Raw genomic sequence first — 12,678 nt, 5'->3', positions numbered from 1 at the left:
CCATAAAAAAAGCCCGGTTTAGCGGGCTTTTTTTATGGGACTTTCCAAATTATTTAACTATAAACTTCTGATAAATTATCTATAAACTTCTAGCTTACGAATTTTAGCTAAAGATATAGGGGTTGTAGCTATACCACCACCAATATGTTGTTCAATAACAGCATTGTTTCCACTTACTCTTCTTAGTAAGCCTGTAATGCTAGCGTCATTACTGTTTAAAATTCTGATATTTTTACCAACGGCAGAGTTGATGCTTGAAATGCTTACCACTCTAAACTTTGGCTCGATATATACTTTCTTTTCTTTCGCTTTCAGTTCTCTAATTGTTCCGGCTGGAAGTAAGTCACTTTCTTTAAATGTAGGCTCTATATCATCATCTAAAGCAACTTCTTCTTCCATAGCTGCTTGTTCATTGCTTTCCTGTTCCATACTAGTGTCTTTTGACATCACTGCGTCTAAATCACCTTTAGCGACGCTCTGAACCATATTCGCATTTTCTTTGGCGACACCACTAATTTTTGAAAGGGTCTCATCAATGGATTCACCATTCAAAACAACTGAAGCTGTTAACGCGACTAAGCTTAATACGATATTGGCAATATTCGTTGTTATTGCGCCACTCCAGGTCATTACATTGATGTATTTGAAAGCCATGCTAGAAACGATAAACACTATCGCAATTGATAAAATCAACATGATGTTTGGGTCTATACCGCCCAAAAATATTCCTAAAGGAATTAAGGTAATTGCAGCTGCAATGCTACCAACAATGGAAGCTAAGAAAATTCTACCCATATCTGGCTTCTTTGCATGTAGCATACTCGCTATCTTGCTAACCAAGAAAAGGGTGATGAGAAACGCAAAAATGAGTGATCCGACTAAAATCATGACTGTAACCTTATAATTTTTATATTTTAGATAGAGCCCTAGCTCTACTTCATTGGTTAAACTTTAACGCTTTTGTGCTCTAGTATTCAATGAAACTCCGATAAGCGCGCGTCTTAGCGGGATAATTCATGAGAAATAGACGTTAAACGGTTTAGCAGGGAGGATAAAGCTGCTTTATCGGTGATCAATGATATAAGAAATAGTAAAAAAAGGCTTATAAGTAGGGGGGTGGCTTAGTCTAGTTAATACGAAAGCCGAGATTAATAGATTATAAAACGACTAAGTTATCACGATGAATCAGTTCTGATTCACCTGTATATCCCAAGATACTACCAATTTTATTGCTAGGTTTCTGGGCTAGAAGGGATACTTCCTTGTCTGAATAGTTGATTAATCCACGGGCAATAACCTGATCGCTCTGATTTTTACAATCAACCACGTCTCCACGTTTAAAATCACCTTCAGACTTAATAACGCCAATTGGTAATAGACTTGTGCCCTGAGTTTGAATTGCTTTACTCGCGCCGGCGTCAAGATATACAGCACCACTTGCCTGTACCTGTCCCGCAATCCATTGTTTTTTTGCTGAGAAATGAGAATCATCGGGTGTTAATAATGTGCCAATGATTTCTCCGTTGGCAATTCGTCCCAAAACTTTTTCTTCTCTACCTGATGCAATAATAGTCGCACAACCCGAACGGGCGGCTCTTTGAGCAGCTGTTAGCTTGGTTGACATGCCACCGCTACCGAGTGATGTTTTAATTTCACCCACATACTCGTGTAATTTTTTATTGCCTGCTCTTTCTTCGGTAATTAGCTTTGCGTCACTGTTATGCCGAGGGTCTTTATCAAAAAGACCTTGTTGGTCAGTAAGAATTACCAGTAATTCAGCTTCAGTTATATTTGCCACTAATGCTGCTAGGGTATCGTTATCGCCCAATCGCATTTCTTCCAAGGCAACCGTATCGTTTTCATTAATGATGGGTAAGGCTTTGAATTTTAATAAGGCGCGTAAGGTGTTTCTCGCATTGAGATAGCGCTTTCGATTACTAACATCATCATGAGTTAATAAAATTTGAGCTGCTTGGATATGGTGTTTTTTGAATTGAGTTTCATAAGCTTCAATTAGACCTGTTTGTCCAATTGCAGCAGCAGCTTGAAGTTCAGCCAGTTCTGTTGGTCGTTTAGTCCATCCCATGCGGCTCATGCCTTCAGCAACAGAACCTGATGATACTAAAATTATTTCAATACCTTGTTGGCGTAACTGAACCATTTCTTCGGTCCAGTTGTTAATGGCATCGTAATCTAAGCCTTTACCATCTTTGGTTAAAAGCGCACTTCCAATCTTGATAACCCAGCGCTTTGCCTTTTGCGTATATTTAATCCTGCTCATTTTTATTTTGAGTTTCTAAGTAAGCTTTGTCATCGAGTGATTGCATAATCTGGTTTGTTAACGCTTTAGTATTCAGGCCAGTAGCCGCCGAAATCATAAACACTTTACCTTTCCAGTCGAGACGTTTCACTATGTCATCACAATGCTGTTGTTGCTCATCGGGTGGAAGCAGGTCGACTTTATTGAGCACTAACCAGCGTTCACGTTCTTCTAATTCACTGCTGAATTTTTGTAATTCGTTTTCAATAACCCGAATTGATTCAACAGGGTCCTCTCTCTCATCCATTGGAGCAACATCAACTAAATGAAGGAGCAGGCTCGTTCTGGATAAGTGTTTTAAAAATTGAATGCCTAAGCCTGCGCCTTCAGCAGCACCCTCAATCAATCCGGGTATATCGGCAATAACAAAGCTTTGATATGCATCGACTTTAACAACACCTAGGTTTGGATAGAGGGTAGTAAAAGGATAGTTTGCGACTTTTGGTCTTGCAGAAGAGACAGTACTAATCAAGGTTGATTTACCCGCATTAGGAAGGCCAAGAAGACCAACATCAGCAAGTACCTTCATTTCTAATCTAAGTGAACGGGTTTCGCCTTCAGAACCTGGTTTAGATTGGCGAGGTGCTCTATTGACTGAGCTTTTATAACGTAGATTGCCCAAGCCATGAAAACCACCTTGAACAACTTTGATCATTTCTTCGTCTTTGGTCAAATCGCCAATGAGTTCGCCAGTTTCTTCAACATAAATCATTGTTCCAATAGGAACCTGAACGATTTTATCTTCACCTTTAGCGCCAGTCATATTGCGACTCGCACCATTTTCTCCACGACCGGCTTCATAGAAACGCACGTGTCTGAAATCGGCTAGTGTATTTAGTCCTTTATTGGCTTGTAGATAAACGCTGCCACCATCACCGCCGTCGCCACCATCGGGGCCACCATACTCAATGTATTTTTCACGACGAAAACTGACGCAACCATTTCCTCCGTCACCGGCTTTAACAATAATTACAACTTCATCTACAAATTTCATGGTTTGAGTTTATCTGAATCTAATAAAAATAACAGGCAATAAAAAACCCCGACAAGCGGGGCTTTTTATTAAAGCTGTAAGTAGCTTATGCCGCTTGAATACTTACGAACTTTCTGTTTTTCGGGCCTTTTACTTCAAAAACTACAACGCCGTCAGTTTTTGCAAATAAAGTGTGGTCTTTGCCACAACCTACGTTTGTGCCTGGGTGAAAGTGAGTTCCACGTTGACGAACGATAATGCTTCCAGCAGAAACTGCCTGGCCACCAAAGCGCTTAACACCTAGGCGATTTGAATTAGAATCACGACCGTTTCGTGTACTACCCGCTGCTTTTTTATGAGCCATTTTGTTAACCTCTGTAATTCAACCAGATATTCAACCAAGGTTAAATTCCAGTAAATATATAATTTGTTTTAAGCCGCGAAAGTCTACAAGCACTTATATAGTTAGTCAAATATTATATTTGCTATTTTAATCAATAAAACTTGGTGAATTTCGACATCCGCCTTGACACTTACCTTGCATCTACCTAGCATTCCCTAATTCAATAATATTAAGTCAAAATTTGCGTGGATTATAAAACAATACAGAATCTGGTTGAATCAGATATGAAGGCCGTTGATGCCTTAATTCAACAACGACTTCAATCAGATGTTGTACTCGTTAATCAATTGAGTCACTACATCATCAATAGCGGAGGCAAAAGGTTAAGACCTATGTTGGCTCTGCTAATGGCGCGTGCGTGCGGATATGAAGGAAATAAACACGTAGATATTGCGGCTATCGTTGAATTTATTCATACCGCTACGTTATTACACGATGACGTTGTTGATGAATCTGACATGCGACGCGGTAAAGATACGGCTAATAACGTTTGGGGAAATCAAGCTGCTGTATTAGTTGGAGATTTTCTTTATTCTCGTGCTTTTGAAATGATGGTAGATGTCAATGAAATGCGCGTTATGAATATCATGGCAAGCACTACCAACATCATTGCTGAAGGTGAAGTATTGCAACTTCTTAATATCAATGATGCTGAAACCAGTGAAGAACGCTATTTAGAGGTTATTTATTCAAAAACAGCGAAACTTTTCGAAGCTGCTTGTCAGCTAGGTGCTGTTCTATCAGGCCTGTCTGAGGAAGATGAAGTTGTTGTTGCAAAGTTTGGTACACACTTGGGTACAGCATTTCAATTAGTTGACGATATTTTGGATTACAGTGCAGACAGTGATGAAATGGGTAAAAATGTTGGAGATGATCTTGCAGAAGGGAAGCCGACATTGCCGCTAATTTATGCTTTGAGTGAAAGCGAAAAGAACGGCAATACAGAAGATGCCGACATGATCAGAAAAGCGATTGAAGAAGGTGGTCTTGATTTGATTGAAGAGATAACGAGCATCATTAAAAAGACCAAGTCCTTAGAATATACAATTGAAGTTGCTAAAAAAGAAACCACCTTGGCAACGGATTGCTTAAAAGTATTGCCAGATTCAGAATTTAAATCTGCGTTATCTAATTTGGCAAATTATTCATTGAGTAGAACCACATAGCTGGAACTTCTTAAATCTTGTAGATTCGTCTTCACATTTTATTTGCTTACGTTCAGTAAATAAAATCGTAAGGTTTGTATCGGCTAAATCAATGATATGATTCTATTTAATTAAACCATGGATCGAAGTAATGAAACTATCTAACAACTCAATCGGTATATTGATTTTTACAATTCTAGCTGCGGCTGTTTTCTTTTTTATGGCTAAGCGTCCAGCTGTTGAAGGAAATGCATTGAATTTTGGTGTGCCAATCTCATCTCAAGCCAGCTCGACACCATCTACAGAAGACGTTACTCCCAAAGTTGAAGAAGCTGCAAAATCTGAAGCAGTAGAAACTGATGCTGTAGAAACTCCTGAAGTTAAAGCTGAACCTGAAGAGAATGCAGAGCCAGAAACAGCCCCTGTTGAAGAAAATGCACCTGCAACAGATAGTCAGCCTACTACGGAAAGCGCACCAGTGAGCGAAGAGGCTCCAGTAGCTGAAGAAGTTGCTCCTGTTGTGGAAAACGCACAGGATGAAGCAACTAATACAGATAATGCTGGCGAAACACCTGCTGCTGAGACATCAACAACAGATTAATTGCTAGACGCGACCTGCGCCTACAAATTTCTTCCGCCAGTAGCTATTGAAACTGGCAACAGAAACATTCTTGCCCCTTCTGGGGGCATGAATGAATTTATTCCCACCTAGATAGATACCAACGTGATTAACCTTGGCGCGTGTTCTTCTCGTATGAAAAAAAACTAAATCACCTACTTCCAAGTGTTTTAAAGCGACTCTTTTAGCGTGTTTGTATTGAGCGGCGGCAGATCTGGGAACATTTACCTTTATCATCTTGTAAGCGTACTGGATTAGGCCGCTACAATCGAATCCCTTATTAGGATTGGCACCCCCCCACTTATAGCGCTTATTTATTTGCTTCTTTGCAATTTGAAGTGCTTTATATTTGTGTGGAGTAGTCTTTTTTACCGTCGCTTTTCGATTGCTATGTTTATTAGTTGCGGGTTTAGAGTTACCTTTTACTAATACATTGTATGCGTGGTTTAAATCAACATCGACTTTCTTTTTAGGACTATTAGCAAAACTTGTTCCTTGAATACAGAACAAGCTCACTACAAATAACCCCATAGAAACTGCTTTCAAGCGTTTCATAATTATCCCTTTGGTGTACTTATTTATCTAAGTATTATTATTTTTATGGTTAGATTTTAAAATCCGCGGGGATTGTAGGTTAAATAACAACATTCAGCAAATACACCTGATAATTGGGGCTTATTTGACTACTTTATTTCATAATCATGAGTAATCTTCGCTAGCTCACCAAGCATAATAGAAGCTGAGCAATACTTGTCTGCTGAAAGCTCTATTGCTCTGGCTACTCTTTTTTCTGATATATCATTTCCAGATATAACAAAGTGCAGATGGATTTTAGTGAATACTTTTGGCTCAGTTTCTGCGCGTTCTGCAGTTATTTCAACTTCGCAATCCTGGATGTCTTGTTTGCTTTTTTTGAGCATGGAAACAACATCAAAAGAAGCACAGCCACCTAAACCTAATAAAAGCATTTCCATTGGGCGGACGCCAAGATTTCTGCCGCCGTGTTCAGGAGGTCCATCCATAACGACTGAATGACCACTGCCTGATTCTCCAATAAAGCTCATATTATCGAGCCATTTCACTCTTGTATTCATTGTAAATTCTCTTTTAAACTATTTTCAATTTCATCCATTAGTAAGCCAGATATATTTGCCGAATAGATGGTATCTAACTCACGTATGCAAGTGGGGCTGGTGACATTGATTTCAGTCACATAATCTCCGATTACATCGAGGCCAACGAACATCAGTCCCATTTCTTTCAGTTTCGGGCCGACGGCGTTACAGATTTCAAATTCTCTCTCGGTAAGGTCTACACCTTTATAACTTGCTCCAGCCGCCAAGTTTCCTCTACTTTCCCCTTTAGCTGGAATTCTGGCTAAACCATGAGGGAAAGGTTTACCGTTGATGACCAATATTCTCTTGTCTCCATTTTTAAATTCTGGAAGAAAACGTTGAGCCATGACAGTTTGAGTACCATTATTAGTGATTGTTTCAAGAATGACACTTCTATTAGCATCGCCTTCCTGGATTTGGAACACCATTGAGCCACCCATCCCATCTAGTGGCTTTACAACAATTCGTTTAAGTGCTTCGTGGAACGCTTTGATACGATCCATATCTCTGGTAACAAGTGTTTCAGGTGAAAATTCAGGAAACCATGCGGTAAATAATTTTTCATTGGCTGTGCGGATGCTTGATGGTTTATTGACAACCAGACACCCATGTTGCTCAGCGAGTTCTAAAATGTAGGTAGAATAAATGTACTCCATATCGAATGGAGGGTCTTTTCTCATAATGATGCAGGAAAGCTCATGTAAAGGCCTGTCGCTAGATTCTTCTAATTCATACCAGGAATCAGGATTATCAGTGACTTTTACTTTTGTCATGTTGGCATATGCAACGCCTTCTTTAACATACATGTCTTTTTGGGTTATGTAATAAACTGAATAGTCTCTTCGCTGAGCTTCAAGCATCATTGCGAATGAACTATCTTTTTTGATGTTTATTAGATGTATAGGGTCCATAACGACCCCTAAGCTGATTTGATTTTGCATAAATAAACAATGATGAAATAATGAAAGACATCATTATTGTATGCTAAAAAGAATATGAGGGATTAGAAATAAGCAAAAAAAAAGGCGGACACGAAGTCCGCCTAAAGTTGCGAGGGAGTCGGTACAGAGCAAACCGCTAGATTTTGCTCGTGAATGTGGTTGGTCTACAAATCCCCTTTGATCAAGCCCAACTTAACCGTCTCACATATGCTCAGTGGCAATTCATTTCATAAAGGTTCATTTATTTGTGTTAAATTGTCATTTTTTTATCAATATTGGATAAAATAAAATATTTTGAACATTTTATTTAGTCGAAACTACAGAATCAATGGACGCAGTTGTGAAGAACAATAAGCAAACAGTTGAAGAAAAGACGAAACGAGATACCGAGTTATTAAAAAAGATATCTGAAGGTGATCGTGACGCATTTACAGAGTTATATATAAGCTACCAACCAAGGCTTATTAAATTTTGTAGTCGCATGTTGAAATATGATGTTGCATTGGCTGCTGATATAGCCGATGAAGCACTTATAGAAGTATGGCGATCAGCTGGCAGCTTTTCTGGACTTTCACAGCCATCAACCTGGATACACTCGATCGCACGTTTTAGAATGATCGGTTATCTTAGGAAGAATAAGGAGCTACTGCAGGATGATGATTTTGAGCAATTAAATATAGAGGACACAGATCTATTACCAGAACAAGAAGTGATTATTTCAGAGAGAGATCAAGAAATAGTCGATAATTTAGCTAAACTTAGCGAAAAACATAGAGAAGTTATAGAGTTGGTTTACTACCGTGAACTATCTATAAAAGATATTTCAGTTATGTTGGATATATCTGAAAATACAGTCAAGACTCGAATGTTTTATGCAAGAAAGCACCTTAAATCACTTCTTTCTAATACAGATCTTTTAGATACTAGCAATGAATATTGATACTAAGAATAATGAAATCCCGGAAAGGGCACTAGAGTTACTACCTTGGTTTGTAACTGGAGAGCTTTCTTCTGATGATGAAGCCTACTTTAAAGAAGTCTTAGAAGATAATGCTGCTCTAGAGTCTCTCGTAGATGAGGAGCGTAACTTCTTTAATTTAGTTGCAGAAGATAAAACCTTGATAGGTTTATCTAACCTCCCTTCGCCGGAATCCAGACTGGAAAATGTTTTCAAGCAGATTGATAACTTATCGATAGAAACACCAGTAAACAATACGACAAACGATAGTCAAAGTTTTGTAACTAAACTTAAAAACGCTCTTTCTTCTTGGGTGCCATCTACATTTGGTGCCACTGAGTATGCTCGATTTGCGAGCGTGGCTTTATTGGTTGTATCATTATCGGTGCTAATGGCTTTTGTTGCTCCTTTGTTTTCAGACAAAAGCGAGTTTACTCCAGCAGCAGCGAAATCTGCTGAAGTTGTTAGTGATCAATCTAGCACGACATTACTTGTTGGGATAAATGGTCCAATGGACTCTTTACACACACACCCTGAACTTAAAGGTAAGCTTAAGAAAGTTGAGTCTGTACCTGGTAAAGAAGGTATGTATCAAATTACCTTCAATCAAAAAATGAATGAAGCACAGATAAAAGAAGTTCTGTCATCATTATCTTCTAACAAAGAATTGATATGGTTTGCCGGTGAAGCATATTAAATTAACTTTTTTAAGTAGCGCTGTATTCTGCAGCCTCGCTATTAGCGGGGTTCATGCAGACGAGTATGCTTTGGATAATGAAGGTGCTGAGCCTTTGTACTTTGATTTTGTCTACGAGCCAAAAGTAAAGCCTAGAAGATCAAATTATATTAAAGATGAAGTAGTGCTACTGTATTCCACTGAGAATATTTCAAAAGTTAAAAATATTACAGAAAAATACAATCTAAACCCTGCAAGCACTACGGTTCTTGCGTCAGTAAAAACAGGGATGGTTGTTGCTAAAACGAATGGTCAAGACCCTTTAGATCTCAGCGCTGCAATCAATAAAAAAGAAAAAAGTGTAAATGCTGAAACTAATAATATATTTAAAACGGCTTCAGCTTCCTATAAAAATGCGTATTCAATGTATGAAACTGGTGTTAGTTATGTACATGAAACTACCAAAGGAAAAGGAACTACTATATGCATGGTAGATACTCCTATTGATATTTTTCACCCGTCTTTATCTGATGCACACATTGAAACTAAAGATTTATTTGAAGTTGATATAACTAATAAAGAAGCCTTACTTCATGGAACATCTGTTGCTGGCGTTTTGGTAAGTCAAAACCCGCATATAGGTATAGCACCTAGAGCAAAGCTATATTCGATAGGTGCTTTCAAGGCAGAGAAAAATCATCCATCAGTGTTAAAAGGTTCATCTGCTGATGTTGCTAAAGCAATAGATACCTGTATCCAGCATGATGTAGATGTTATCAACCTGAGCTTTACTGGTGGGAAAGATTCCATTGTAGAGAAAATGGTCAGAAAAGCCGTCGCTAAAGGTATAGTTGTTGTTGCTGCGGCTGGAAATGGTGGAAATTGGGGAAGTACGATTTACCCTGCTCTAATCCCTGGCGTAATAGGCGCAACAGCCATCGATGAGAATAAGAAACTATTCAATATGGCTGATAAGGGTCGTTTTATTGATTACTCTGCTCCTGGGGTTAATATTTTAACGATCGCACCTGATGGCAAATATAAACTAGCTACAGGTACGTCAATTTCCTCTGCCCATGTTAGTGGCATTGTTGCTCTTCTGCTTTCTCAGAAAGGAAATAATAATCTTAATTCAGCATTGACTAAAACCGCTGTTGATTTAGGCAAACCAGGTAGAGATGAAGAGTTTGGCGAAGGACTTATTAATGCGAGCAAAGCTTTAGCCGTTTTTAAAGATAGTAAGCCTTAATATTTCTGTACATTAATAATTTACCCAGTCTCTGGGTTTTAGAAAGTGGTTATACAATCTAGCTTCTTCAGTACCTTCTTCAGGTTGCCAATTATATTTCCATTTAACGAGTGGAGGCATCGACATAAGAATCGATTCTGTTCTCCCGCCAGATTGTAATCCGAAGAGCGTACCACGGTCATAGACCAGATTATATTCCACGTACCTACCGCGTCTATAAAGCTGGAAGTCCCTTTCTTTTTCACTGTACTCAAGATTTTTCCTAAGATTGACTATAGGTCTATACGCTTCGATATAACTATCGCCTATCGCTTTCATGAAATTAAAAGACTCTTCAAAGCTCCATTTATTTAAATCATCAAAAAAGATACCACCGATACCACGTTGCTCATCGCGATGTTTTAGATAGAAATAATCATCACACCATTGTTTATACTCATTGTAAACAGCGTCTCCAAATGGCTCGCATGCTTGTTTAGCTGTTTTGTGCCAAGACTTACAATCTTCATCAAACCCGTAATATGGCGTTAAGTCATATCCTCCCCCAAACCACCAAACAGGATCTTCACCTTCTTTTTCGGCGATAAAAAAACGGACATTTGCGTGTGAAGTAGGAACGTATGGGTTTTTGGGGTGAATGACTAAAGATACCCCCATAGCTTGAAAGCTTCTGCCTGCTAATTCAGGTCTATGAGCGGTTGCTGAAGCAGGCATTTTACTGCCCTGCACATCAGAGAAATTCACACCGCCTTGTTCAATGACACCCCCATCAACAAGAAGTCGTGTTCTGCCACCACCTTGCATGGCAGTGGAATCAGGGTTTTTAGCACGAGTCCAGGAATCTTCTTCAAAGACTTTTTGGCTATCTTCATCAGCGAGTTGATCACAGATAGAATCTTGTAATGTCAGTAGATAGTCTTTAACCGCTTGAATATCCGGGGTTTGCATTGTTAGTACCTTAGCTGTATCTGTTTAATTTTGTTGTTACTATATCAACGATGGATTTATTACGAAGATTTTTAAAGTTACTTTTTCAACGCGTACATTTTATATTAATTGGAATGCTCGTGTGTGCTTTAACGGTAATGGTTTTACTTTATGTTATTAATCCATACGATGTTAAATCTAAAAATATTAGACCCCGAATTTTTGGATTGGATATCTATCGAATACCGAGTCGATCTATGCAACCGTTATTGAATCCCGGAGATATAATAGTAGTTTCAAACAAAGCTTACCTAGAGGCAGACATTAAAAGAAATGAGATAATAGTGTTTAATAAAATCCAGAATAAAAACTCTAAAAAGACGTTACCGTTTATTAAACGAGTAATCGCTATTTCAGGTGATCTATTAAAAATAGAAAAAGGTAATACGTTCGTTAATGGTAAGAAAATTTCCGAGTCTTATATAAAAGATTCAAATAGACTCAAGCCTTATTCAACTCGATTGTCTGAAATAAGCATACCAAAAGGTCACTTATTTGTACTCGGCGATAATCGAGACAATAGTAACGATAGTAGAATATTTGGACCAATTTCCATATCAGACGTAGTCGGCAAAGCAACAGATATACTTTATAGTGCAGAAGGCGTTAAAGGCAATCTAGGGAAAAAATAATAAATGAAAGGTGTTTTTGTAACAGGTACTGATACCGATGTAGGTAAAACCTGGGTTGGACAAAAGATTATTCAACAGTTATGTAAGAATGGAATATCCGTAGAACCTAGAAAGCCAATAGAATCTGGTTGGCCTACAGATATTACGAAGAGTGATGCATGGAAACTGGCGTATGCTGCAAACCAGGAAGAAAAATTAGATGTTGTTTGTCCTAATAGATTCTTAGCCGCTATATCTCCTGATAGAGCAGCCAAAATAGAGCATAAGTTAATTACGATTCAGCAGTTATCTGAAGAATGTATTGGGAGCTGTAATTCTGAAGAAGATTTTTTATATGTTGAAGGTGCAGGAGGATTTTATTCTCCTATCTGTTCAGATGGATTAAATGCCGATTTAGCAAAAGCGTTGAATTTACCGATTATTCTGATCGCAGCAGATAAATTGGGATGTATTAATCATACATTACTCAGCATTGAAGCTATTGAGAGGTGTGGATTAAATCTAATGGGTGTCGTTTTAAACCAGATAGATAGTCAAAACACTGATACCCAAAACATGAATAATTTTGAAGACTTGTCAGAAAAAATAAATTATCCAATTATTTCGACGAATGATTCTTCTACATTTGCCAACAATATTTGTAGTTGGTTTGACCACTAA

Annotated in this window: 15 protein-coding genes; 7 read left to right on the top strand and 8 right to left on the bottom strand. The window is 38.3% G+C overall.

Annotated elements, in window-relative coordinates; genetic code table 11:
- Positions 1-75: 75 nt before the first annotated feature.
- The 4 genes from EV695_RS04150 to rpmA form a co-directional block, all read right to left on the bottom strand.
- On the bottom strand, positions 76-888 hold the full coding sequence (locus EV695_RS04150; protein WP_131904641.1) for a hypothetical protein: 813 nt from the start codon (positions 886-888) through the stop codon (positions 76-78).
- Positions 889-1,156: 268 nt separating this feature from the next.
- Positions 1,157-2,281 (bottom strand): glutamate 5-kinase, encoded by a 1,125-nt coding sequence (proB, locus tag EV695_RS04145; RefSeq protein WP_131904640.1) that lies wholly within the window; start codon positions 2,279-2,281, stop codon positions 1,157-1,159.
- Positions 2,268-3,314: an Obg family GTPase CgtA gene (gene cgtA / locus EV695_RS04140; protein WP_131904639.1), complete on the bottom strand. Its 1,047-nt coding sequence runs from the start codon at positions 3,312-3,314 to the stop codon at positions 2,268-2,270. The genes proB and cgtA overlap by 14 nt, the downstream gene beginning before the upstream one ends.
- Positions 3,315-3,399: 85 nt before the next feature.
- Positions 3,400-3,657, bottom strand: coding sequence for a 50S ribosomal protein L27 (rpmA, locus tag EV695_RS04135; protein ID WP_131904638.1), 258 nt, complete (start codon positions 3,655-3,657; stop codon positions 3,400-3,402).
- Positions 3,658-3,881: 224 nt separating this feature from the next.
- Between rpmA and ispB the strand changes: the two genes are divergently transcribed.
- The gene (ispB, locus tag EV695_RS04130) at positions 3,882-4,862 is read left to right on the top strand and encodes an octaprenyl diphosphate synthase (RefSeq protein WP_131904637.1); all 981 of its coding nucleotides are present in this window, start codon (positions 3,882-3,884) and stop codon (positions 4,860-4,862) included.
- A 130-nt stretch (positions 4,863-4,992) separates the two neighbouring features.
- The gene (locus tag EV695_RS04125; RefSeq protein WP_131904636.1) at positions 4,993-5,442 is read left to right on the top strand and encodes a hypothetical protein; all 450 of its coding nucleotides are present in this window, start codon (positions 4,993-4,995) and stop codon (positions 5,440-5,442) included.
- A 3-nt stretch (positions 5,443-5,445) separates the two neighbouring features.
- Here EV695_RS04125 and EV695_RS04120 read toward each other — a convergent pair whose 3' ends face one another.
- The 3 genes from EV695_RS04120 to gshB form a co-directional block, all read right to left on the bottom strand.
- The gene (locus EV695_RS04120) at positions 5,446-6,015 is read right to left on the bottom strand and encodes a C40 family peptidase (protein ID WP_131904635.1); all 570 of its coding nucleotides are present in this window, start codon (positions 6,013-6,015) and stop codon (positions 5,446-5,448) included.
- Positions 6,016-6,143: 128 nt separating this feature from the next.
- Positions 6,144-6,554 (bottom strand): OsmC family protein, encoded by a 411-nt coding sequence (locus tag EV695_RS04115; RefSeq protein ID WP_131904634.1) that lies wholly within the window; start codon positions 6,552-6,554, stop codon positions 6,144-6,146.
- Positions 6,551-7,516 carry a glutathione synthase gene (gshB, locus tag EV695_RS04110; protein ID WP_131904633.1) on the bottom strand — a complete coding sequence of 322 codons (966 nt, stop codon included), beginning with the start codon at positions 7,514-7,516 and terminating at the stop codon, positions 6,551-6,553. The genes EV695_RS04115 and gshB overlap by 4 nt, the downstream gene beginning before the upstream one ends.
- A gap of 328 nt (positions 7,517-7,844) precedes the next feature.
- On the opposite strand from gshB, the gene EV695_RS04105 reads away from it, so the two are divergent.
- From EV695_RS04105 to EV695_RS04095, 3 genes are all read left to right on the top strand, one after another.
- Positions 7,845-8,456, top strand: a complete 612-nt coding sequence (locus EV695_RS04105) for an RNA polymerase sigma factor (RefSeq protein WP_131904632.1) — start codon at positions 7,845-7,847, stop codon at positions 8,454-8,456.
- On the top strand, positions 8,446-9,171 hold the full coding sequence (locus tag EV695_RS04100) for a hypothetical protein (RefSeq protein WP_131904631.1): 726 nt from the start codon (positions 8,446-8,448) through the stop codon (positions 9,169-9,171). The genes EV695_RS04105 and EV695_RS04100 overlap by 11 nt, the downstream gene beginning before the upstream one ends.
- Positions 9,172-9,241: 70 nt before the next feature.
- Complete coding sequence (locus EV695_RS04095; protein WP_131904630.1) at positions 9,242-10,399, top strand: S8 family serine peptidase; 1,158 nt, start codon at positions 9,242-9,244, stop codon at positions 10,397-10,399.
- A gap of 12 nt (positions 10,400-10,411) precedes the next feature.
- Here the strand turns inward: EV695_RS04095 and hemF are convergent, their stop codons facing one another.
- On the bottom strand, positions 10,412-11,347 hold the full coding sequence (hemF, locus tag EV695_RS04090) for an oxygen-dependent coproporphyrinogen oxidase (protein WP_131904629.1): 936 nt from the start codon (positions 11,345-11,347) through the stop codon (positions 10,412-10,414).
- A gap of 50 nt (positions 11,348-11,397) precedes the next feature.
- Between hemF and lepB the strand changes: the two genes are divergently transcribed.
- Complete coding sequence (lepB, locus tag EV695_RS04085) at positions 11,398-12,018, top strand: signal peptidase I (RefSeq protein WP_131904628.1); 621 nt, start codon at positions 11,398-11,400, stop codon at positions 12,016-12,018.
- 3 nt (positions 12,019-12,021) lie between these two features.
- A complete protein-coding gene (gene bioD, locus EV695_RS04080; RefSeq protein ID WP_131904627.1) occupies positions 12,022-12,678 on the top strand; it encodes a dethiobiotin synthase in 657 nt (218 codons plus the stop codon).

It is taken from the genome of Cocleimonas flava, from assembly GCF_004339015.1.
GTDB classification, from domain to species: domain Bacteria; phylum Pseudomonadota; class Gammaproteobacteria; order Thiotrichales; family Thiotrichaceae; genus Cocleimonas; species Cocleimonas flava.
Note: the sequence above shows the minus strand (reverse complement) of the source record. Positions and strands in the feature narration are given on the sequence as shown.